This window comes from Streptomyces meridianus (genome assembly GCF_023703325.1).
In the GTDB taxonomy this organism is placed as follows: domain Bacteria; phylum Actinomycetota; class Actinomycetes; order Streptomycetales; family Streptomycetaceae; genus Streptomyces; species Streptomyces meridianus.
Window position 1 is genome coordinate 1 of sequence record NZ_JAMQGM010000016.1, and the last position, 22,842, is coordinate 22,842.

The 22,842-nt window shown below is 70.5% G+C and carries 18 protein-coding genes and 1 pseudogene; 8 read left to right on the forward strand and 11 right to left on the reverse strand.

The features are described 5' to 3' along the window. Positions 1–469 precede the first annotated feature (469 nt). The 3 genes and pseudogenes from M1E25_RS07110 to M1E25_RS07120 all read left to right on the forward strand — a co-directional run. Entirely contained in the window at positions 470–1,915 is a 1,446-nt protein-coding gene (locus tag M1E25_RS07110) for a glyceraldehyde-3-phosphate dehydrogenase (RefSeq protein ID WP_251411396.1), read from the forward strand. A gap of 279 nt (positions 1,916–2,194) precedes the next feature. Beyond that, a complete protein-coding gene (locus M1E25_RS07115; protein ID WP_251411399.1) occupies positions 2,195–3,109 on the forward strand; it encodes an SDR family oxidoreductase in 915 nt (304 codons plus the stop codon). Positions 3,110–3,431: 322 nt separating this feature from the next. After that, positions 3,432–3,767: pseudogene (locus M1E25_RS07120) on the forward strand (DUF3626 domain-containing protein); the annotation flags it as partial. 133 nt (positions 3,768–3,900) lie between these two features. Here M1E25_RS07120 and M1E25_RS07125 read toward each other — a convergent pair. Continuing rightward, positions 3,901–4,857, reverse strand: a complete 957-nt coding sequence (locus M1E25_RS07125) for a DUF6454 family protein (protein ID WP_251411402.1) — start codon at positions 4,855–4,857, stop codon at positions 3,901–3,903. Between the two features lie 574 nt (positions 4,858–5,431). Between M1E25_RS07125 and M1E25_RS07130 the strand changes: the two genes are divergently transcribed. The 3 genes from M1E25_RS07130 to M1E25_RS07140 all read left to right on the forward strand — a co-directional run bounded on the left by M1E25_RS07130 (position 5,432) and on the right by M1E25_RS07140 (position 10,202). Next, the gene (locus tag M1E25_RS07130) at positions 5,432–8,806 is read left to right on the forward strand and encodes a pyruvate carboxylase (RefSeq protein ID WP_251411405.1); all 3,375 of its coding nucleotides are present in this window, start codon (positions 5,432–5,434) and stop codon (positions 8,804–8,806) included. 138 nt (positions 8,807–8,944) lie between these two features. After that, complete coding sequence (locus M1E25_RS07135) at positions 8,945–9,541, forward strand: DUF998 domain-containing protein (protein WP_251411407.1); 597 nt, start codon at positions 8,945–8,947, stop codon at positions 9,539–9,541. A 142-nt stretch (positions 9,542–9,683) separates the two neighbouring features. Next, complete coding sequence (locus tag M1E25_RS07140; protein WP_251411410.1) at positions 9,684–10,202, forward strand: hypothetical protein; 519 nt, start codon at positions 9,684–9,686, stop codon at positions 10,200–10,202. 206 nt (positions 10,203–10,408) lie between these two features. On the opposite strand, the gene M1E25_RS07145 is transcribed toward M1E25_RS07140, so the two are convergent. From M1E25_RS07145 to M1E25_RS07160, 4 genes are all read right to left on the reverse strand, one after another. After that, entirely contained in the window at positions 10,409–10,747 is a 339-nt protein-coding gene (locus M1E25_RS07145) for an STAS domain-containing protein (protein WP_251411413.1), read from the reverse strand. Next, positions 10,744–12,039, reverse strand: a complete 1,296-nt coding sequence (locus tag M1E25_RS07150; RefSeq protein ID WP_251411679.1) for a PP2C family protein-serine/threonine phosphatase — start codon at positions 12,037–12,039, stop codon at positions 10,744–10,746. The genes M1E25_RS07145 and M1E25_RS07150 overlap by 4 nt, the downstream gene beginning before the upstream one ends. Beyond that, the gene (locus tag M1E25_RS07155) at positions 12,039–12,842 is read right to left on the reverse strand and encodes an alpha/beta fold hydrolase (protein ID WP_251411415.1); all 804 of its coding nucleotides are present in this window, start codon (positions 12,840–12,842) and stop codon (positions 12,039–12,041) included. The genes M1E25_RS07150 and M1E25_RS07155 overlap by 1 nt, the downstream gene beginning before the upstream one ends. A 212-nt stretch (positions 12,843–13,054) precedes the next feature. Then, positions 13,055–13,561 carry a GNAT family N-acetyltransferase gene (locus M1E25_RS07160; RefSeq protein WP_251411418.1) on the reverse strand — a complete coding sequence of 169 codons (507 nt, stop codon included), beginning with the start codon at positions 13,559–13,561 and terminating at the stop codon, positions 13,055–13,057. A gap of 359 nt (positions 13,562–13,920) precedes the next feature. On the opposite strand from M1E25_RS07160, the gene M1E25_RS07165 reads away from it, so the two are divergent. After that, on the forward strand, positions 13,921–16,140 hold the full coding sequence (locus tag M1E25_RS07165) for an NADP-dependent isocitrate dehydrogenase (protein ID WP_251411421.1): 2,220 nt from the start codon (positions 13,921–13,923) through the stop codon (positions 16,138–16,140). Positions 16,141–16,376: 236 nt separating this feature from the next. On the opposite strand, the gene M1E25_RS07170 is transcribed toward M1E25_RS07165, so the two are convergent. The 6 genes from M1E25_RS07170 to M1E25_RS07190 form a co-directional block, all read right to left on the reverse strand. Next, positions 16,377–17,975 carry a M4 family metallopeptidase gene (locus tag M1E25_RS07170; RefSeq protein ID WP_251411682.1) on the reverse strand — a complete coding sequence of 533 codons (1,599 nt, stop codon included), beginning with the start codon at positions 17,973–17,975 and terminating at the stop codon, positions 16,377–16,379. Between the two features lie 314 nt (positions 17,976–18,289). Then, positions 18,290–18,646 (reverse strand): type 2 periplasmic-binding domain-containing protein, encoded by a 357-nt coding sequence (locus tag M1E25_RS25740; RefSeq protein WP_372500536.1) that lies wholly within the window; start codon positions 18,644–18,646, stop codon positions 18,290–18,292. Then, positions 18,643–19,023, reverse strand: a complete 381-nt coding sequence (locus tag M1E25_RS25745) for a type 2 periplasmic-binding domain-containing protein (protein ID WP_308290399.1) — start codon at positions 19,021–19,023, stop codon at positions 18,643–18,645. Before M1E25_RS25745 ends, M1E25_RS25740 begins: the two co-directional genes overlap by 4 nt. A gap of 71 nt (positions 19,024–19,094) precedes the next feature. Further along, positions 19,095–20,015: an ROK family protein gene (locus M1E25_RS07180; protein WP_251411424.1), complete on the reverse strand. Its 921-nt coding sequence runs from the start codon at positions 20,013–20,015 to the stop codon at positions 19,095–19,097. Further along, entirely contained in the window at positions 20,012–20,881 is an 870-nt protein-coding gene (locus tag M1E25_RS07185) for a hypothetical protein (protein ID WP_251411427.1), read from the reverse strand. The genes M1E25_RS07180 and M1E25_RS07185 overlap by 4 nt, the downstream gene beginning before the upstream one ends. 50 nt (positions 20,882–20,931) lie before the next feature. Next, complete coding sequence (locus M1E25_RS07190) at positions 20,932–21,705, reverse strand: phytanoyl-CoA dioxygenase family protein (RefSeq protein ID WP_251411429.1); 774 nt, start codon at positions 21,703–21,705, stop codon at positions 20,932–20,934. A gap of 145 nt (positions 21,706–21,850) precedes the next feature. On the opposite strand from M1E25_RS07190, the gene M1E25_RS07195 reads away from it, so the two are divergent. Further along, positions 21,851–22,663: a helix-turn-helix transcriptional regulator gene (locus M1E25_RS07195; RefSeq protein WP_251411432.1), complete on the forward strand. Its 813-nt coding sequence runs from the start codon at positions 21,851–21,853 to the stop codon at positions 22,661–22,663. Positions 22,664–22,842: the final 179 nt, after the last annotated feature.

The window sequence follows — 22,842 nt, forward strand, 5'->3', positions numbered from 1 at the left end:
ACCGAAACGGCGAGGCTAGGTCCTCGAACAGCGCCCGAACCAGGGTGACTTGCTCAGGGACGACGGCTCATGTCATGACATGACATGAAGCACTGCGTGACGGGTCGAAGCCGTCGGTGCGGCCGGTGGTGCCCTGTCCGGAACTCGGGGGCCGGACAGGGGTCAGGCCGCGGCCGGCGTCGGACGAGGCGCTTCGGGCAGGACCGGGGGTGTGGTCCGGGACTCGCCCGGGCGGGTTCCCGGGCGGTTTGACGCAGATCACGTCGGGCCCCGGCCGGCGGGAATCACGCCACGGCCAAGGGTGGCAAACCCGCATGAAATGGCGCATCGATCCGCCGGTGGGTGGCCGGAATTCCGTCGTGGTGCGGCCGTGACGTCCGCCGCAGTGCCCCGTCGAGCGGGACCGTTTGAATGATCAAAGGCCCGGGACGTTAGCATCTGAGCACCGCCTAGCTCGAAAGATACGCCTGTGACTGTCAACGACGACTCGTTCACCAACTGGAAGAACCGCGAGGAGATCGCGGAGTCCATGATTCCGATCATCGGGAAGCTGCAACGGGAGCGGGACGTCACAGTCCTGCTGCACAGCCGCTCCTTGGTGAACAAGTCGGTGGTCAGCATCCTCAAGACCCACCGGTTCGCCCGGCAGATCGCCGGTGTGGAGCTCTCGGTCATCGACACGCTTCCGTTCCTGCAGGCTCTGACCACGCTCGACCTCGGTCCCTCCCAGATCGACATCGGCCTTCTCGCCGAGACGTACCGCACCGACGACCGTGGTCTCTCGGTGGAGCAGTTCACCGCCGAGGCCGTCGCCGGCGCCACGGGCGCCAACAAGATCGAGCGCCGCGAGGCCCGCGACGTCGTCCTCTACGGCTTCGGCCGCATCGGCCGTCTCGTCGCCCGCCTGCTGATCGAGAAGGCCGGCTCCGGCAACGGCCTGCGGCTCCGTGCCATCGTCGTCCGCCGGGGCGGTGAGCAGGACATCGTCAAGCGCGCCTCGCTGCTGCGCCGCGACTCCATCCACGGCCAGTTCCAGGGCACGATCACCGTCGACGAGACGAACAGCACGATCATCGCCAACGGCAACGAGATCAAGGTGATCTACGCCGGCGACCCGTCCGAGGTGGACTACACGGCGTACGGCATCAAGGACGCCATCCTCATCGACAACACGGGCAAGTGGCGCGACCGCGAGGGCCTGTCGAAGCACCTCCGCCCCGGCATCGACAAGGTCGTCCTGACCGCTCCGGGCAAGGGCGACGTTCCCAACATCGTCCACGGCGTCAACCACGACATGATCAAGCCGGACGAGCAGATCCTGTCCTGCGCGTCCTGCACCACCAACGCGATCGTCCCGCCGCTCAAGGCCATGGCGGACGAGTACGGCGTCCTGCGCGGTCACGTGGAGACCGTGCACTCGTTCACCAACGACCAGAACCTGCTGGACAATTACCACAAGGCCGACCGTCGTGGCCGTTCGGCGCCCCTGAACATGGTGATCACCGAGACCGGTGCCGCCTCCGCCGTGGCCAAGGCGCTGCCCGACCTCGAGGCGCCGATCACCGGCAGCTCGATCCGTGTCCCCGTGCCGGACGTCTCGATCGCCATCCTCAGCCTGCGGCTGGGGCGGGAGACCACACGGCAGGAGGTCCTCGACCACCTCCGCGACGTGTCACTGAACTCGCCGCTCAAGCGCCAGATCGACTTCATCAGCGCTCCCGACGCGGTCTCCAGCGATTTCATCGGCTCGCGCCACGCCTCGATCGTCGACGCCGGCGCCACCAAGGTCGACGGCGACAACGCGATCCTCTACCTCTGGTACGACAACGAGTTCGGCTACTCCTGCCAGGTCATCCGAGTCGTCCAGCACGTCTCCGGGGTGGAGTACCCGACGTTCCCCGCTCCGGTGGTCTGACCCCGGAGCCCGTTCGCGCCGTCCGCGCGACCGGCGGGGCGGTGGTGGGGGCAGCCGGTCCCGGCGGGGCCGGATGCCCTGCCGGGACCCCGTCGCCGTCCGCGGCGCAGCGGAGTTGCACCTCACGCCCGCTGTGCCGGAGCGCCGCGGGTTCCGCCGGCCGCCCGCAGATTCCTTGTCGGAGGCCTTGACTGCGTGCCGCCCCGATCCGAGTCTCCACCTGTCACTTCTGCAATCGGCGGCCGGCCCACCGAGCGGCACGCGCAAGGACGGAGACGCATGACGGACGAACCCGCAACCCCCTCGGCGAACAGGCAGGCGGCGCCCTCGGCCGGATCGACGCTTGCCGGCCGCGTGATCGCGGTGACCGGTGCCGGGCGTGGCATCGGCCGTGCCGTCGCGGAGACCCTTGCACGGGCCGGAGGCCTGGTCGCCCTCGGAGACCTCGACGGGGCGGCGGCCCGCTCCGCCGCGGACGAGATCTCCCGTTCGACGGACGGCCGGGCCGCGGGCTTCGCCCTGGACGTCACCGACGCTGCCTCGTTCGAGCGATTCCTGGACCGGGCCGAGCAACGGTTCGGCCCGCTCGACGTCCTGGTCAACAACGCCGGGATCATGTGGGTCGGTCCGTTCGCGGACGAGACGGAACAGACAGCTCTGCGGCAGTTCGACGTGAACGTGCACGGGGTGCTGCGCGGCATGAAGCTCGCAGCGCCCCGGATGCGCGCCCGCGGGGCCGGGCACATCGTCAACATCGCCTCCGCGGCCAGCAAGCTGGCCCCCGCGGGGGAGGCGACGTACGCCGCCGGCAAGCACGCCGTCCACGGCTACAGCACCGCCGTGCGGGCCGAGCTGCGCGGCACCGGTGTCCACGTCTCCGTCGTCATGCCGGGCGTCGTGGACACCGAGCTGGCGGTCGGTACCAGCGCAGGGTTGATCCGCCGTCTGGCCCCGCAGGACGTCGCCGACACTGTCCTGAGCGTCGTCCGCCGGCCCCGGCCCGAGGTGTCTCTGCCCCGGCAGGTCGGGCTGGTTCCGCTCGTCTCGGCGCTGCTGCCGGCCCGGCTGCGTCCCTGGTGGCAGCGGATGGTGGTGCCCGACCAACTGGCCGCCCTGAAGGACCCGTCGGTGCGCGCGGAGTACGAGCGCGGTGCCGGTGCCGGCGCCGGAGCCGAGGAGGGGACAGCACGCTGAGGTGCGGCGACGACCGAGCGACCCGTCCGGCTGCGCCGTGGGGCCGGGCCGGGCGGGCTGCCCGAGCAGGAAGGCGGCTGATGACGTGTCCGGCACGGGACCGGATGTCGTCTCGGGTTCACCGACGTGCACGCGTGCCGGGTGCTTCCCCGTCGAACCACTGAGTCGCGCCGCCGGCCGATTCTCCGGGAGAGACGTGGAAGCGGGCCGTACACCGGCACACTGTGCGGGTGAGCACCGATGCCCTCCCCCTCCTGCACGCCCGCGGAGAGCGAGCTCTGCGCCACGTCGCCGCCCTGTCGTCCGGCGGGCCGCTCGATCCCGGTTCGACCGGGATGTGGAAGCCCTCGTTCTCGACCCCGCCTACCGGGGCTCCGACGTGGAGGCGGCGGCACGGAGCCTGCCCTGTCCGGTCGCGTGGCACGGCGGTTTCCGGATCAGTGTCGAGGGTCTGCGCCGCCACGCCGGCTACCGCGGGCAGGAGTACGTCGACCTCGGCGCCGCCATCGCCGTCGGCAGGATCCTCGATCCGCGGGCCATCGGGGACGCGGCCCGAGCCGGCCGCCACGACCCTCAGGCGCTGAAGAAGGTCTGGCACTGCCTGGCGCGCTTCGGCTCGCCCAGGCCCGGCGCGATCCGACCGGCCCGCAGCCGCTGAGGACGGGCCGCCGCCGCACCGACCTGCCGCCCGGGCCCCGGTTTCCAGCCGCGAACCGCTCGTGATGGAACGACCCGATGGCCGGCTGGGCGGTGTTCGCTCGCTCGCGGACGCCCGGCCGCCCCACCGGTCGTTACGGGGTGGCCTCGTAGACGAGCAGATCGGTGCCGGAAGCCTCCTCGGCGTCGTCCGGTGCTGCGAGCAGCCGCAGGGTCGAACCCTGGGTTTCCAGCGCCACAGGGTTCCTCGTCACGGCGTGGCCCGCGGCGGAGAAGTGCGGGAACGGCACCTCGTGCCTGATCCTGTCGGTTGCCGGATCGATCAGTGCCAGGCCGCCGAGCTCGTACTTCCCGCCGTCTGCGGTCGGCAGCTCGGTGACACCCGAGCAGAGCTGGTTGCCGGCGCCCGCGTAGTCGCAGTCCTGATGGTCGATCAGATGGCTCGGGTTGGCCGCCGACCTGAGCAAGTCACCTTTCTGCGTCCAGGTGAAGAACTTCCGGGAACCCCATCCGACTCCGTGCACCTTGCCCGAGGAGCGGTCGAACACCGCGCCGCCGACGTGATCGCGATGCCGGAACGCCTCCCTGACCTGGAGGGACTTCGCGTCGATCCGGTACATGATCGACTGGCTGTTCGGCCGGTACTCGGCGACGGGCACCCAGACGGACTCGCCGTCGAAGTCGATGCCGCCGGGATGGTACATCGTGCCCTCGCCGACCACGATGTCCTTGACCAGCTTGCCTTCTCTGGTCATCACCAAGACGTGTCCGACACCCTTGCCGGTGCTGCGGTCGTAGCCGTCGACGGGCTCGGGGTACTTCTCCGGCTTCTCGTCGATCTGCACGCTGGACATGAAGATCAGGTCGCCGGCAAGGGCGAACCCCTGAGGGTGATACGTCGGGAAGTCGAGCCGCACCTTGCGGGTGAGCTTCCACTGAGTGTCCCTGGTGACCTTCGTGAAGGACTGGGCAGCGGGCGTGAGCTTGTTGCCGTCACGGTACGGCGTGGGCGGGGTCGCCGTGGCGATCGCGGTCGTGCCCCCGATCACGGCGAGGGAAAGCGTCGCGGCGAGCGCGAGACGAGTACGCATGGCGAAGACTCCTGGTAGCGCGGTACGGGCCTCGGGCATCCTGCGCGAGGCGGAGGGACGGAAACCGACGGGCAACTTCCCGCCGGGTGAATTCCCGGGGTGGGGAGCGGTGGCGGATCCGCGTCCCGCCCGGTGCGTGGGTGACGTCCTGCTCCCTCTCGCCTCTGCACGCGTGCCGGGCGCGCTCTGCGTCACCTCGCCGTTTCTCGCGGCAGGACCGCCCGATCACCGGCTGCGGCGCCCACCACGGATGCCGCTCGCGACGGAAGGGCGGACGGTATGGCGTGGGCGGGCTCCCTACGTGACGACCGGCACAGGTGATCAGCCGCCGTCCTCGGGTAGTCCTAACCGAGGTGGTCGTCCGGCACCGGTTTGCAGTTCCACCGGCCCGGTGCTCGCCAGCTGCGCCGGCATCCCGCTTCCAGCCGTGTCATCGGGCCGGACGAGGGGGTCGCGGAGCGCGTTTTCCGGAGGCTCCAATCGAATCGGACAACCGGTGCACAGCACTTGAACTGCACAGCAGTGACGTCGGAGACCTGGCGTCTCGGTGCCGGGCACATGGAAGGGATCGGGCATGTTCCGCAAAGTGCTAGTCGCCAACCGTGGGGAGATCGCCATCCGGGCGTTCCGCGCCGCCTATGAAATGGGCGCGCGGACCGTGGCCGTGTTCCCGCACGAGGATCGCAACTCGCTGCACCGGCTCAAGGCCGACGAGGCGTACGAGATCGGCGAGCCGGGCCACCCGGTGCGTGCCTACCTCTCGGTCGAGGAGATCGTCAACGCCGCGCGGCAGGCGGGCGCGGACGCGGTCTACCCCGGTTACGGGTTCCTTTCCGAGAACCCCGACCTGGCGCGGGCGTGCGAGGAGGCCGGCATCACGTTCGTCGGCCCCAGCGCGGACATCCTCGAACTGACCGGCAACAAGGCCCGCGCCGTGGCCGCGGCCCGTGAGGCCGGTGTCCCCGTCCTCGGTTCCTCGGAGCCGTCCACCGATATCGATGAGCTGGTCCGGGCCGCGGACGACCTGGGCTTCCCGGTTTTCGTCAAGGCCGTCGCCGGCGGCGGCGGCCGCGGCATGCGGCGGGTCGAGGACCGCGCGGCACTGCGCGAGTCCATCGAGGCGGCGACCCGCGAGGCGGAGTCCGCGTTCGGCGACCCGACCGTCTTCCTGGAGAAGGCCGTCGTCGAACCCCGGCACATCGAGGTGCAGATCCTCGCCGATGCCGAGGGCAACGTCATCCACTTGTTCGAGCGCGACTGCTCGGTGCAGCGACGCCACCAGAAGGTCATCGAACTCGCCCCGGCCCCCAACCTCGACCCCGAGCTGCGCGAGCGGATCTGCAACGACGCCGTCAAGTTCGCCCGGCAGATCGGTTACCGCAACGCGGGAACGGTCGAGTTCCTGCTCGACCGCGACGGCAACCACGTCTTCATCGAGATGAACCCGCGCATCCAGGTCGAGCACACGGTGACCGAGGAGATCACCGATGTCGACCTCGTCCAGTCCCAGCTGCGCATCGCCGGCGGCGAGACCCTGAGCGGTCTCGGACTCACGCAGGACGCCGTCTACGTACGCGGCGCCGCCCTGCAGTGCCGGATCACCACCGAGGACCCGGCGAACGGCTTCCGCCCCGACACCGGCATGATCAGCGCCTACCGATCCCCCGGCGGCTCCGGGATCCGCCTCGACGGCGGCACCACCCACGCCGGGACCGAGATCAGCGCCCACTTCGACTCCATGCTGGTCAAGCTGACCTGCCGCGGCCGGGACTTCGCGGGCGCCATCGGCCGCGCCCGGCGCGCCGTGGCCGAGTTCCGGATCCGCGGTGTGTCGACCAACATCCCCTTCCTCCAGGCCGTGCTGGACGACCCGGACTTCCAGGCCGGGCGGGTCACCACCTCGTTCATCGAGCAACGGCCGCACCTGCTGACCGCCCGGCACTCCGCCGACCGCGGTACGAAGCTGCTCACCTACCTCGCCGACGTCACGGTGAACAAGCCCAACGGCGAGCGCCCCCAGGTGATCGACCCGACCGACAAGCTGCCGCGGATCGACGGCAGCGAGCCGCCGGCCGGCTCCAAGCAGCTGCTCACCGAACTCGGCCCGGACGGGTTCGCCCGCAGGCTCCGTGAATCGCCCACCATCGGCGTCACCGACACCACCTTCCGCGACGCGCACCAGTCGCTCCTCGCGACCCGCGTCCGCACCAAGGACCTGCTCGCCGTCGCCCCGGTGGTGGCGCGGACCACGCCCGAACTGCTGTCCCTGGAGTGCTGGGGCGGCGCCACCTACGACGTCGCGCTGCGCTTCCTCGCCGAGGATCCCTGGGAGCGCCTGGCCGCCCTGCGCGAAGCCGTGCCGAACATCTGCCTGCAGATGCTGCTGCGCGGACGCAACACCGTCGGCTACACGCCGTACCCGACCGAGGTGACCAGCGCCTTCGTGCAGGAGGCCACCGCCACCGGCATCGACATCTTCCGGATCTTCGACGCGCTCAACGACATCGGGCAGATGCGGCCCGCCATCGACGCCGTGCGCGAGACCGGATCCGCGGTCGCCGAGGTCGCTCTCTGCTACACCTCCGACCTCATGGACCCGTCGGAGGACCTGTACACGCTGGACTACTACCTCCGGCTGGCCGAACAGATCGTGGACGCCGGGGCGCACGTTCTGGCGGTCAAGGACATGGCCGGCCTGCTGCGTGCTCCGGCCGCGGTCAAGCTCGTCTCCGCACTGCGCCGGGAGTTCGACCTGCCGGTGCACCTCCACACCCACGACACGGCAGGCGGCCAGCTCGCCACCTACCTCGCGGCCGTCCAGGCCGGGGCCGACGCGGTGGACGCCGCGGTCGCCTCGATGGCGGGCACCACCTCGCAGCCGTCGCTGTCGGCACTCGTCGCCGCCACCGACCACTCCGAGCGGCCCACCGGGCTCGATCTCCGGGCGGTCGGCGACCTGGAGCCGTACTGGGAGAGCGTGCGCAAGATCTACGCGCCCTTCGAGGCCGGCCTCTCCTCGCCGACGGGACGCGTGTACCACCACGAGATCCCCGGCGGGCAGCTCTCCAATCTGCGCACGCAGGCGATCGCACTCGGCCTCGGCGACCGCTTCGAGGAGATCGAGGCGATGTATGCCGCCGCCGACGGCATCCTCGGCCACCTGGTGAAGGTCACCCCCTCCTCGAAGGTGGTGGGTGACCTCGCGCTGCACCTGGTCGGTGCCGGAGCCTCCCCGGAGGACTTCGAGAACGAGCCGAACAAATTCGACCTCCCCGACTCGGTGATCGGTTTCCTGCGCGGTGAGCTGGGAACTCCGCCGGGCGGATGGCCGGAGCCGTTCCGCACCAGGGCGCTGGAGGGCCGCGCCGATGCCAAGCCGATGTCGGAACTGTCGGCGGAGGACCGCGAACAGCTGCGGACGGAGCCGCGGGCCACGCTCAACCGGCTGCTGTTCCCCGGTCCCACGAAGGAGTTCGAGACGCATCGACAGGAGTTCGGCGACACCAGCGTCCTGGAGAGCAAGGGCTTCTTCTACGGGCTCAATCCCGGCAAGGAGTACCCGGTCGACCTCGAGCCCGGCGTCCGGCTGCTCTTCGAGCTGGAGGCCGTCGGAGAGGCCGACGAACGCGGGATGCGCACCGTGATGGCCAAGCTGAACGGGCAGCTGCGGCCGATCCAGGTGCGCGACAGGTCGGTGGCGTCCGACATCCCGGCGACGGAGAAGGCGGACAGGACCAACCCCGCCCATGTCGCCGCGCCGTTCGCCGGAGTCGTGACGCTGACGGTCTCCGAGGGGGACCACGTGGAGACCGGCGCAACCGTGGCCACCATCGAGGCCATGAAGATGGAAGCCACCATCACCGCTCAGACCGGCGGGACCGTGGCCCGGATCGCCATCAACTCCATCCAGCAGGTGGAGGGCGGCGACCTCATCGTCGAGCTCGACTGAGTCCGTGCCGGGCCCGGACCGCCCGGCGCCGGAACCTGCGGGGGCCTTCCTTCTGCCGAAGGGAGGCCCACGCGCCGCGTTCCCAGCGTGTCGGCGGTTCGCCCGCCTGCTCCACGAATGCCGCTCTACGGTGTTCGGATGCGACTTGTCCCCTGGTGGGCGTTGCTCTCGTCCGGGTGTGCGCCTCTCCTCTTGGTTAGCGGCTGGATGACCGCCACGCTGCTCCATGGGCCCGGCTACGAGCCCACCACCCAGACGATCAGCCTCCTGGCGGTCGTCGGCGCTCCCGGCTACTGGGTGATGACCGGAGTGCTGATCGCCCTGGGCGCCTGCCACCTCCTCACGGCCTGGGGGCTGCGTCCGGCGGCGGTCGCCGGGCGGGTTGCTCTGGGCGCCGGGGGAGTGACGGCGGTGGTGCTGGCCTTCTCCCCGGCGCCGAGCAGCGGCGGCTCCCTGTGGCACGGCACGGTGGTGACGATCGGCTTCACGCTCCTCGCGGTGTGGCCGGTCATGGCCGCTGTGCGCAGAGGCTCGGCGCCGTGGGGACTCCGTCCCGCGGTGTCGGTCACGGTGAGCGTCCTGATGGGGGCCGGCGGAGCGTGGTTCCTGCTGGAACTGCAGCTTCACGGGGCGGCCGGCCTCGCCGAACGCGCCCTGACGACGGCTCAGTCGCTGTGGCCCTTCGCCGTCGTCGCCTCCTGTCTGCGTCATCGCGACCCGGACAGCCCGGTCTGACCGCCGCCCCGGCGGGCGTCGTGGCCGGCCCTCGGCACCGGACTTGCGGGGGATGTGACGGGGTCTTGTCGATCTTGTGTGGAAGTGCCGAGATGCCGATCGGATTTCGTACGGTGTGGCCCTTGTCTACGAGAGGTGGCCCATGAACTGGGGATGCGCGGCGGCGCTCGGTCTGTCCCTTCTGGCACTGGTGATCAGCATCAAGGCCCTTGCGGACGCGAAACGCCCGAGAACGTTGCCCGAGAAGTCCTCCGAGTCGCAGCGGCCCGGCGCGCCGGAGGCTGCGGAGACCGAAGCGGTGACGGCGGCGGCCGAGGGCGCGCGGCCTGCCGCAGGCGGCGAGACGGGGCCCGCCGACGGGGATCCTGCGCAGGAAGGTGTGGAGCTCGACGTGCAGCACGTCGAGAACGACCTCTACCGTCTGAGGAACAACGGCAGCGTGCCGGCCGTGAACATCGTCTTCGACGAGGAGCGGCTGCCTGCCGTCTTCCTCGTCCGGGCCGCCGGCGAGGTGAGTCTGCAGCGCGACGAGACCATCGACTTCGTGATGGCCGGCTCGGTCGACAAGCCGCTGGAACAGGAACTTCTGGCCAGCTGGGACGGACAGCAGACCCCCGTCGCGCTGCAGGTCCCGGTGAAGGCGTCCGCTGCTCGGCCGTGAACGAGCCGTGATCGAGCGAGCTCGGCCTCGGTTCGACGTGGCCGGGCTCGTGCTCCCGACCGCCCTCCGCTGCAGTGCGGCCACGGGTCTGGGCGTGCCCCGGGCCGTCGTTCTGCGAGGTCGGCCCGGGCCATGTGGTCGGCGCGACCAGTGGTGCTCCACCGGCCGTCGGCCGGGAGGTGTCCAAAGGAATTCCGCCGGATACGTCAGGACCGGACGGCCGTCTCGCTGTCCGGATAGAGAGGCAGGATCTGGTCGAGGCCGATCATGCGCAGAACGCGCAGGGTGTGGGCCGGTACCGCGGCCAGTGCGATGTCGGCCTCGGCGGAGTACGCGTGGTTGCGGGCTGCGATGAGGGCGGTGATGCCGCTGGAGTCGCAGAATTCCATGCCGGCCAGGTCGAGTACGAGGCGCTGGCCCGGCCGGAAGGCGAGCGTGGTGACCTGCTCGCGCAGTTCGGTGGCGTTGGCATAGTCGAGTGCGCCGATGACCTCCAGAACGGGACCGGTCATGGCGTCTCGGGCTGTGATCTTCAGCGGGCTCATTCCGGGTTTCTCGTCGCAGGGGAGGTGGCGGGGCGTACGGGGACGCCGAGAGCGAGCAGGGCGGTGTCGTCGTCGAGGCCGTCGCCGAAGCCGTTCAGCAGACCCGTCAGGGCATGGATGACGGCCTGCGGGGATCGGCCGGCCTGGTGGGCGGCGAAGGCGAGCAGGCTGTCCTCCCCGAACAGCGCGGTGCGGTCTTCGCCGGTGCGGGCCTCGGTGAGCCCGTCGGTGTAGAGCAGGAGGGTGTCGCCGGCGTCGAGGGTGGTGGTGGCGGTGGCGAAGTGTGCGTCCGGCAGGATGCCGACGAAGAGGCCGCCGGGCGTGGGCAAGTAGTCCGCCGTGCCGTCGGCGCGCAGCACCAGGGCCGGAGGATGACCGCCTGCGGCGAGGTGGACGGTGACTTGCCCGGTCGCGGGGTCCGGTTCGAGCGTGCCGAAGACGGCGGTGCAGTAGCGCGGGTCGCCGCTGCCGGTGTAGCGCTCGTGGAGCACGCTGTTGAGTGTGCTCAGGGCGCATACGGGATCGGGGTCGTGCAGGGCGGCGGCACGCAGGGTGTAGCGGGTCAGTGACGTGAGCGCTGCGGCCTGCGGCCCCTTGCCGCACACGTCGCCGAGGAAGAACGCGAAGCGGTTGCCGTCGAGGGGGAACACGTCGTAGAAATCGCCGCCGAGCCGGTCGGGCGAGGCGGCGTGGTAATGGGCGGCCGCTTCCATGCCCGGGATCGACGGCAGGATGTCGGGCAGCAGTGACTGCTGGAGCACCGCGAGGGCATTCTGCAGCCGGGCGCGGTCGGCTTCGGCCTGTTTGCGTGCCTCTTCGGCCGCCTTCCGGCGCCGCAGGAGTTCCTCCTCGTAGGAGCGGCGGTCCCGGGCGTCGAAGACGGTGGCGCGGATCAGCAGCGGCTCGCCGGTACTGCCGTGCTTGACCACCGAGGAGACCAGCACCGGTATCCGGCCGCCGCCGGTCTGCTTGATCTCCAGGGCGATCCCGCTGATCTCGCCCTGCATCCGGAGCAACGGCGCGAAGTGGGTTTCGTGGTAGAGCTTGCCGCCCACGGTCAGCAGGTCGGTGAACCGCATCCGGCCCACGACCGCCTCGCGTTCCAGGCCGAGCCAGCCCAGCAGCGTGCCGTTGATCTTCGCGATGGTGCCGTCCATCAGCGTGGACAGATAGCCGCACGGCGCGGACTCGTACAGTTCCTCGGCGCTGTCCTCCAACAGTGCGGCGAATACCGCGTCCGACGTCTCGTCGCCGGCACGGTGCGGGTCGGGCTGCTGGTCGGCGCGGCACATCATCGCAGACCCGCCAGGAACTCCACGAGTGCCTGGTTGGTGGCTGCGGGCGCGGACAGATGCGGGCAGTGCCCGCTCGCCTCCAGAGTGATCAGCACGGAGCCGGGAATCGCCTCGTGGACGAAGGCTCCGACACCCTGGGGAGCGATGACGTCCTGGGTGCATTCCAGCACCAGCGTCGGCACCCGCACCCTCTTCAGATCCTCCCGGGAATCCGACAGGAACGTCGTCCGGGCGAAGACTCGCGCCATGTCCGGATCGGTGGCGCAGAAACTGTTCTTCAGCTCCTCGCCGAGTTCGGGCCGCTCCGCGTTGCCCATGATCGCCGGAGCCATCGCCGCCGACCAGCCCAGGTAGTTCGACTCCAGCGATGCCAGCAGCTCGTCGATGTCGTCGGCGCCGAACCCGCCCCGGTAGCCGTCGTCGTCCACGTAGCGCGGAGACGGGGCGACCATCACCAGTGCGCCGATGCGCTCCGGGGCCGCGTCGGCGGCCAGTGCACCGATCATCGCGCTCACGGAATGGCCGACGAAGACCGCGTCGCGCAGGTCGAGCGCGTCACACACCTCCACCGCATCGCGCGCATAGCCGTCCAGGGAGGAGTAACGATCCTCCGAGAATGCGGAGGCGTCCGATCGGCCCGAACCCACGTAGTCGAACATCACGACCCGGTAGTCCTCGGCCAGGGCCGGCACCGTCAGCCGCCACATGTTCTGGTCGCAGCCGAACCCGTGAGCCAGCACCACCGACGGCCCGTGCGGGTTACCGGTGACGGTGACGTTGTTCCTGCGGACGATATCCATGCCGGGCAGTCTCTCAGTCCCCGACCACTGCTCCGGCCGGACGGTGCCTCCATCGTGTCCCGCCACCTGTACAAAGGTGCATCGACGGCCGGGGCCCACCGATGGTCTCGCCGTGCTCCACCGAACCCGCATTCCCGCGCCACGATGCTTCGGACCTCGGCCGCTGGACGTGATCGCGCCTCCGTCGGGCGTTACGGACAGCCGGACGGCCGTCACACCTCCCGGCGCATGCACACACGCGGCCATCGGTCCAGCCCACGATCCGCCTCCCGCCGGCGGACGGCACGCAGCCCCGGCCCGATCGCGCTCTCGCCGAGAACCCGGAAGCCGCAGCGAGCGTAGTACGGCGCGTTCCACGGCACGTCGGCGAACGAGGTCAGGGTCAGCGCGGGCATGCCCGACGCCGCGGCGTGTTCGGCCACGTGGTCCAGCAGCGCCCGTCCGATGCCGCGGCGGGCACGGTCCGGATGCACCGACACCTGCTCGACGTGCAGGTTGCCGTCGACGGGCTCCGCCACGGCGTAGGCCACCGGGACGTCGCGTCCGTCCACGACTGCCCAGCCCAGCCCGGCACGCAGGTAGGGCAAGAACTCCGCCGCGGAAAAAGGTTCGTCCGCAGCGATCTCCGGCATGCCGACCTCGTCGAACTGCTGCCCGGCGGCCCGCTCGATCTGCTGCAGGGCCGGGATGTCCTCGCTGCGGACGGGTCGGATGCGCACGCGCTCATCGTCGTCGCCCACGGCCTCCGCGGCGAGCCCTTTTCTCCGGGGTCACGCACCGGGCACCCGTGGTCGCGTCCGGTACCGGGCCCCGGGCAGGCGGACCGGCCTGCGGGTACCGTCGGAAGCCGTGGCGTGGCTTCTCGGCCGTCGTCCGCCTGTCCCGGCTCCGAACCGGGCGGGGGTGCCGGTGCGCGGGGCGGGCCGGGCCGCTGATGCCGGTTGCCGATAGCGGTTGCGTGTCCGCCGCCGACGGGGCCCGGCCTGCGACGCGATCCGCTGCGGGGGGCGGTGTCGGAGGGGCACGGACACGAGATATCTTGATATCGAGACGATGTAGACGTGAAGCAGGAGTAGCGGTGACTGACTCGACCATCATCTATACGCAGACCGACGAGGCCCCGGCCTTGGCAACGTACTCGTTCCTGCCTGTGGTCAAGGCCTACGCGTCGACGGCCGGGGTCGGCGTCGAGTACCGCGACATCTCCCTGGCCGGGCGCATCATCGCCCAGTTCCCGGAGCATCTCCAGGAGGGGCAGCGCATCGACGACGAGCTCGCCGCTCTCGGTGAGCTGGCCAAGAGGCCCGAGGCCAACATCATCAAGCTCCCCAACATCTCGGCTTCGACCCCGCAGCTCAAGGCCGCGATCGCCGAGCTGCAGCAGCAGGGCTACGCGCTCCCGGACTACCCGGACGACCCGAAGACCGACGAGGAGCGCGACGTCCGCGCCCGCTACGACAAGGTCAAGGGCAGCGCGGTCAACCCGGTCCTGCGCGAGGGCAACTCCGACCGGCGTGCCCCCGCCTCGGTCAAGAACTACGCCCGGTCCTACCCGCACCGCATGGGCGCCTGGACGCCGGACTCGAAGACCAACGTCACACACATGACCGGCGACGACTTCCGCTCCACCGAGAAGTCCGTGGTCATCGAGCAGGACGACTCCCTGCGCATCGAGCTGGCCGGCGACGACGGCAGCACCACGGTGCTGCGCGAGTCGGTGCCGGTGCTCGCCGGTGAGGTCGTGGACGCGTCCGTCATGCGCGTCGCGGTGCTGCGCGAGTTCCTCAAGGAGCAGGTCGCCCGTGCCAAGGCCGAGGGCGTGCTGTTCTCCGTGCACCTGAAGGCCACGATGATGAAGGTCTCCGACCCGATCATCTTCGGCCACGTGGTGCGCGCCTTCTTCCCGAAGACCTTCGCCGAGTACGGTGACGCGCTCGCCACCGCCGGACTCACCCCGAACGACGGTCTCGGCGGCATTCTCAAGGGCCTCGACTCGCTGCCCGAGGGCGAGAAGATCAAGGCGTCGTTCGAGGCCGAGCTCGCCGAGGGCCCCGAGCTCGCGATGGTCGACTCCGACCGCGGCATCACCAACCTGCACGTGCCGAGCGACGTCATCGTCGACGCCTCCATGCCGGCCATGATCCGCACCTCCGGCCACATGTGGGGCCCGGACGGCAACGAGGCCGACACCCTCGCCGTCATCCCGGACAGCAGCTACGCCGGCATCTACCAGGTCGTCATCGACGACTGCCGTGCGAACGGCGCCTACGACCCCTCCACCATGGGCTCGGTGCCGAACGTCGGCCTCATGGCGCAGAAGGCCGAGGAGTACGGCAGCCACGACAAGACCTTCGAGATCCCGGTCACCGGCAACGTGCGGGTCACCGACGGCAACGGCAGCCTCGTGCTCGAGCAGACCGTGAGCGCCGGCGACATCTTCCGCATGTGCCAGACCAAGGACGCGCCGGTCAGGGACTGGGTCAAGCTCGCCGTCACCCGTGCCCGCGCCACCGGCGACCCGGCCGTGTTCTGGCTCGACGAGGGCCGCGCGCACGACGCCAACCTCATCGCCAAGGTCAAGCAGTACCTCCCGGAGCACGACACCGAGGGCCTGCAGCTCGAGATCATGGCGCCGGTCGACGCGATCGCGTTCTCCCTCGAACGCATCCGCCGCGGCGAGAACACCATCTCCGTCACCGGCAACGTCCTGCGTGACTACCTCACCGACCTGTTCCCGATCCTCGAGCTCGGCACGAGCGCCAAGATGCTGTCGGTCGTGCCGCTCATGAACGGCGGCGGGTTGTTCGAGACGGGCGCCGGCGGCTCCGCGCCGAAGCACGTCCAGCAGCTGGTCAAGGAGAACTACCTGCGCTGGGACAGCCTGGGCGAGTTCCTCGCGCTCGCGGTCAGCTTCGAGCACCTGGCGCAGACCACCGCGAACCCGCGTGCCCAGGTCCTCGCTGACACCCTGGACCGCGCGACGGCGACGTTCCTCGAGGAGAACAAGTCCCCGAGCCGCAAGCTCGGCGGTATCGACAACCGCGGCAGCCACTTCTACCTCGCCCTCTACTGGGCCCGGGAGCTGGCCGAGCAGACCGACGACGCCGCGCTCGCCGAGACCTTCGCCGGCCTCGCCCGGACGCTGTCCGAGCAGGAGCAGGCCATCGTCGACGAGCTGATCGCGGTGCAGGGCTCCTCGGTCGACATCGGCGGGTACTACCAGCCCGACCCCGAGAAGGCCGCGGCGGTCATGCGTCCGTCGAAGATCTTCAACGAGGCGCTCGCCGCCCTCGGCTGATTCCCGGCGCGCGAACCCGGCGTACGGACAGTGAGTGGGCCCCTCTCCGCGGAGAGGGGCCCACTCACTGTCCCTACGCTCCGCCCGGCGCCGGGGCAACGGCCGGGCAGTCTCGCCTGTCGCACCGCAGCAGGCGCGGGGGGCCGCCGGACCGGCGGCCCGCGCAGCAGTGCCGGAAACGGAACGGGCCGTCCCGCCGGAGGAACGGTGGGACGGCCCGCTGACGGGATGCCGGGTTACTTGACGTTGACGGCCTTCCAGGCCGCGTTCACGGTCTGGTACTCGGTGCTGGAGCTGCCGTAGAGGTCGGCCGCCGCGTTGAGGGTGGCCGTACGGGCGCCCTGGTAGTTGGTGGTGGACGTCATGTAGGTGGCCAGCGCCCGGAACCAGATCTTCTCGGCCTTGCCGCGGCCGATTCCCGTGACCGTGGAGCCGTCGGACGTCGGGCTGTTGTAGTTCACGCCGTTGATGGTCTTGGCGCCGCTGCCCTCGGAGAGCAGGTAGAAGAAGTGGTTCGCGACACCCGAGGAGTAGTGGACGTCCTTCAGGCCGACCAGCAGCGACCAGGAGTCGGCGGAGTTGCCGTCCTTGCTGGGCTTGTCCATGTAGCGCAGCGGGGTGCCGTCGCCGTTGATGTCGATCTTCTCGCCGATGAGGTAGTCGCCCTTGTCCGCGGTGTTGTTCGCGTAGAACTCCACGGAGGTGCCGAAGATGTCCGAGGTGGCCTCGTTCAGGCCGCCGGACTCTCCGCTGTAGACCAGGCCTGCGGTGTTGGACGTGACGCCGTGGCTCATCTCGTGGCCGGCGACGTCGATCGAGGTGAGCGGGTTGGAGTTGCCCTCACCGTCGCCGTAGGTCATGCAGAAGCAGTCGTCGTCCCAGAAGGCGTTGACGTAGTTGTCGCCGTAGTGGACGCGCGAGTAGGCGGCGGCACCGTCGCCGCGGATTCCCGAGCGGCCGTGGACGTTCTTGTAGTAGTCCCAGGTGAGGGCCGCGCCGTAGTGGGCGTCGACGGCGGCGCTCTGCCGTCCGCCGCCCCAGACGTCGTCGGCGTCGGTGAACAGGGTTCCGGTCCCGGAGGTGCCGCCGTTGAGGTCGTAGGTCTTGTGGCCGCCGCGACCGCTGTCGGTCATCGTGTACCCGCTGCCCCCGGGGCTGGTGCCCAGGGTGACGGTGCCGTTGTAGTCACCCGTGCCGGTGCCGGCCTCGATGGCCTCGTGCTCGAAGAGCGTCTCACCGGTCTTCGCGTCGGTGACGACGTGCAGCCGGCTGGGCGTGCCGTCGTGCTGCACACCGGTGACGACCGTCTCCCAGGCGAGGGTGGGCTTGCCGTCGGCGGCCCAGATCACCTTGCGGGGGGCCTTGCCGGCCTCCGCCTTACGGGTCTTCTTGCCCTCGGCGGCCTTCAGGGCGCTCTTCTTCGCGCTCGCCGCGGGCAGTTCGGCCGTGGTGGAGGCCACGGCTATTCGGGCGTTCGTCGCCTTGGTGGTGGAGCGGGCGCCGTCCTTCTTCTCGTGGACGACCAGGTCACCGCCGAGCACCGGCATCCCGGCGTAGGTGCGCTCGTAGCGGGTGTGCACGGTGCCGTCGGCGTCCTTGATCACGTCGCGGACGACCAGCTTCTCCAGGCCTCCGAGCCCGAGCGAGTCGGCGGTGGCGGAGACGAGCTCCTGAGCGTCCTCGACGGCCGTACGGTACTCACCTGCGCTCAGGGGCACGGCGGAGGCTCTCGACCGCTCGCTGCCCGCGCTGGCCGAACCGGCCTGGACGCTGACGACCACCATGGCCGCCGAGGCGACGAGTGCGGCGGCACGAAGAGTGGAGCGGCGGTGCATGCTGGGAGAAGTCACGCGGTCTCTCCTCGATCGGGGCCGCGGGGGAGCGGCCCGGCTGACGGACGGTCGGGACGACTCGCCCTGGCAGAGCTGAAGTGATGCATGTACGGGGGGAGTCGGTGCAACAAGCGGACATGCGCACAGGCCCTCCCCGTGGCGCGAGAAGAGCTGGTGGAGAGATTCCCACTGAAAGGCCCGCCGGGAAAGATCAGCAGCGCGGATTTGACGATCCGGTTACCCGCGAGTCGGGGACAAACCGCTGCTCAGTCCGCATATGTCCGGCCTGGACTCAGCCCCCCTGCTGCCGGGAGGAGTCAGGAACCCGGCTGCTCGGGCGGGGCGACGAGTGAGGCGGGCCGGCCCGACCGCCGGAGGCCTTCCGCGACGAAGCCGCCGGCCTTCAGCTCCTCCATGAGGTCGCGGAGGTACCGGACGGTTGCCGGCTTCCGGCTCCTGGTCGTACCGACCGCCTGCCGGATCTGCATGAACGGGTCCTCGATCAGGCGGAGTCGAGGACGGTGGGCGACGAACTCGGTGAGCGGCTGCCGGATGCCGGCCGCGACCTCCAGGCCCTGGTCGAGAAAGACGGCGGCCCCCTCCTCTCCCCGGACCACACTCGCGTGACGCAGCGTGCGGGAGAGGAACAGGTCGTACGCGGAACCGCGCTTCACGCCGATCCGCACGCCGGCCCGGTCGACGTCCGCCGGTGCGGTGAGGGCCGATCCGCGAGGGACCGCGAACACGCCCTCGATGACGACGTACGGGGCAGTGAAGGCGACCTCGGCCTCGCGTGCGGGCTCGACGGCGGGAAGCAGACGTCCGCGCGGCCCGCCGCCATCGCCTCGTAGGACTTGCGGGCGGCATCGAAGCAGAGGAACTCCACGGGGATGCCGAGCCGCGCGCCGAGCTGCCGTGCGATGTCGACCGTGACGCCGGCCGGCGCCGTCGGCGTGCCCTGGGTCAGGACCGGATTGCCCAGGTTGATCGCGGCGCGCAGCACGCCGCTCGGCGCCAGGTCACCGGTGATGGCGGCTGGTGCGGTATTCATGATTCGGGAGTGTATGGGCCGTGTTCACCGCCCGACGGCGGAATCCCGGACTCTGTCTCGTGTGGGCCGCGTCAATGCCGGACGGCCAGCGCAGCCCCCAACAGCCCGGACCGCTGGCCGAGTTGGGCGTACCGCACCGGTGGCGGCGAGGGGCGCAGGCACGCCGCGGCGTAGGCGCTGCGCAACTCCTCGTGCAGCAGCCCCCCGGAGACGCCGAGTCCGCCGCCGACGACGACCGCTTCCGGGTCCAGCAGCGACACCGTCCAGCCGAGTGCGGTGCCGAGGGCGCGTCCGGCGCCGGTGAGCAGCCGGAGCGCGGTCGGATCCCCGTCGGTGGCCCTGCGCACGACATCGCGGGTCTCGCTCACCTTGATGCCAGTGCCCTGGGTGTAACGGGCGGCGATGCCCGCGCCGGAGGAGTACTCCTCGAGGGTCCCCGGCGGTCCGCCGGCCGTACCGGCGGAGAACCCGGGGTCGACGGAGGCCGGCACTTCGAGGTTGCCCAGCGCGATCGCCTCGCCGCGGTGCCCACGCCAGACGGTCCCGTCCTGCACGAATGCGGCGGACAGGCCCGTCCCCAGGGAGACGTAGAGGAACGAACCGAGCCCGCGGCCCCGGCCGAGCCGGGCCTCGGCAAGGGCCGCGCAGCGGACGTCGGACTCGACGGCCAGCGGAAGTCCGGGTGCCAGCGAGGCGAGCAGGTCGGCCGGCTGCCCGGTGCGCTCCAGCACCTCGCTGCTGGTCAACCGCCCCGTGACGTCGACGTATTCGGGGAACCCGGCGCCGATGCCCGTCACCCGGACGTCCCGTTCACGGGCGGCCTCGAGCACGTCGCGCACCGCCGACGCGGTCCCGGTGAGCCCCGGGTCGCGCCGGCCGTCGCGAACGGTGGGGCGTGCGGCCGCATGCAGGACGGTGCCGTCCTCGGCGATCAGTCCGGAACGGATGGTGGTGCCCCCGACGTCGAGGGCCACCACCGCCCGGTCGCTCACGGCTGCCATCCCTCCGGGACCCGTCCCGCCCCGGACCAGTAGCGGGCGCCCTTGCCCTCCACGTCGACCAGTCGGTAGTCGGTGCCCTCGGGCAGGTAGGCCGCGTCGTCCGGCTCGACCCGGTGCCAGGCCGGGCCCTCGAAGGAGGGCAGGTGCAGATACAGGCTGCCCTCGGTGACGTAGACGACCGTCTCGTCCTGGGCGGTGTGCACGGTTCCGGCGTGCCCGGGGGAGATGCGCCCCCGGGTGACGGTCAGATACTCGGTGTCGACGGCCGTGCCCGCCAGATGCCCGCCGTCCTCCTCGGGGAGCCAGTGGAGCAGATCTCCCTCGCGTGCCACGTGGATCCGCGCCGTCGCGTCCCGCTCGGCGCGCGCCTCGGGCCACCGGCCGGTCCAGCGCTCGTCGCGGTAGTGCGTCTCCTGCAACAGCGGCTTGCTGCGGGCGTAGGGGGAGGCGGTGTTGCGCGACGGCGGAGGGGAGAAGAACTCCAGGACGCGTACCGGCTCGTGGCCGGGATTGACGGCGTGGTTCCAGGTGTCCCGCCGGAAGAAGCCGACCTCACCGGCCGTGAGCGGGCGCACCTCGCCGTGCTCCGGGTCGATGAGGATCAGCTCTCCGGACAGCACGACGTAGGCGACGTCGGCGGCGAACACGGTGGGGTTCATCTCGGAGTGGACGTAACGTCCGCGCGGGGTGAGGGTGAACTGCAGGACGTGCAGGTCCGCCGAGGAGACGTAGACCTGGTCGCTGACGTATCCGGATCCCCCCGGGTCGCCCCACAGGTGCCGGGCGGCGTCCTGGTGCCGGATGACGGTCGGGTGGTCGTAGGTGGGGCGCGGTGTCGGCCGTCGCACCGAACTCATGGGGAACCTCTCGGAATCGTGCCCGTGCAGGGGTGGGGGCGGAGGAGCGCTCAGACCTCGGCCACGATCCGGCCGCCGTCGAGGAAGTGTTCGAACGAGCCTGCCGGGGCGGTGTCGTTCTTCGCGTTGATGACCTCCTGCGAGTACTGCGCGATGTAGACCCGTCGGTTGCGGTCGGTCAGGTTGGGCCCGCTGCGGTGCATCACCACGCTGGAGAACACGACGATGGAGCCCGCTGGCGCGGTCATCGGGACGCCCGGGTCCGAACCGAAGTAGCAGACCCGGTCGTTGGTGACGGGGTCGGTGATGTGCTTGACGTACGACTTGATGCCGGACCGCGAGTAGGGCAGCAGGTGGACCGGCCCGTTGTCCAGCGTGACGTCATCGAGCGCGATCCAGATGGTGACGTACGGGTCGTGGTCCTCGTGGACGTAACCGGAGTCCTGGTGCCAGGCGAACGCGGTGTCCGGGTCGCCCGCCTTGATGACGTACTGCTCCCAGAACAGGTAGGCGTCCTCGCCGAGGGTGGCCTTGCAGATCTGCGCCGTCGTGTCGCTGAACAGGAAGGACCGCAGCTCCGGGCGGTCCTCGTAGATCATGTTGCTGAAGTAGCGCTTGCCGCGGTGGTTGATGCCGATCGTGTCGACGCCCGCCGCGTCCATGGCGGCGTCGAGCTTGTCGATGGAGTACTGCGCGCCGCCGCGGAGCAGTTCGAGCTGCTCGTCGGTGAGGACGCGCTCGAGGACGAAGTAGCCCTCCTTCTCGTACTGTTCGCGCATTTCCGGCGTGACGAGCGACGCGCGGTCGGTCTCGGTGGGTGCCATGGGGGTCCTCCGGTGCAGGGGCGGGAGCGGGGTCGGACCCGCGGGTTTCCTTCGGTCGGGATGGACGTTATTGCGGCTCCGGGGCAGTCGGAATGGACGTTTGCGGCTCGGGCATGAACGTTGTGGCGCGGGTAGGGTCGGTCGTGTGAGCAACCGGACGGTGGTCGCCGTGTCCGACGGGCCGGTGACGAGACTCGGCCGGCTCGTCCTGGCCGGCGAGGTGGTCGACGACGAGCCGATCATGCCGTCGAGCCTGCGCGTGATGGACGCCTACGTCCTGTCCGTGCTGCTCGCCGGGGAGGGCCGGTACCGCGATGCCGAGGGCCGCGACGAGCGGATCGGGCCCGGGGCGCACACGATCGTTCCGCCCGGTGTCCCGCACACCTACGGGACGGCTCCCGGGCAGCGGTGGACGGAGTTGTTCGTGGTGTTCACCGGGCCGCTGTTCGACTCCCTGGCCGGTGCGGCCGGGCTCGACGTCGCCGGCCCCCGCTACCCGCGCCCGGTTCCCCCGATCGAGGCGCTGCGCGGCGTGCTGCGGACGCCGCCCCGCTCGCGGCGGGCGGCCGAGCACCAGCTTCTCGCGCTCACCGACTGGCTGCTGGACACCGAGGACGCCGGCGAGGGCCCCTCCGGCGGCCGGTTCAGCCCGGAGATCGAGGAAGCCGTCGGCCGGCTGGCGGACGACCTGACCGGCAGCGTGGGCCTGCGGGATCTCGCGGCCGCAGCGGGCCTGACCTATGACAGCTTCCGGCGCCGGTTCGCCGCCGAGGTCGGTCAGACGCCGTCCGCGTTCCGCAGCGCGCGCCGGCTCGAGACGGCGGCCACACTGCTCCGGCTCACCGACATGACCCACCGCGAAATCGCACGAACCCTCGGATTCGCCGACGAGTTCCACCTCTCCCGCAGGTTCCGGGCGCACTTCGGTGTCCCTCCGCGCGAATACCGCAGGTCCTGAGGGCTTCTGCCGGTCCTCTCCCGGGACGGGAGCCGCCCTCCGAACCGCAACATCTGCCCCGCGCAGCTCTCTTGACACGCCGCCTGCGGTGGGGTGGGGTACTCCAGAAACCGGTTTCACGGCAGGAAACAGCTGGCCTTCGTGAGCGTCCGGGACCGAGGAAGACGTCTGTGAACGAC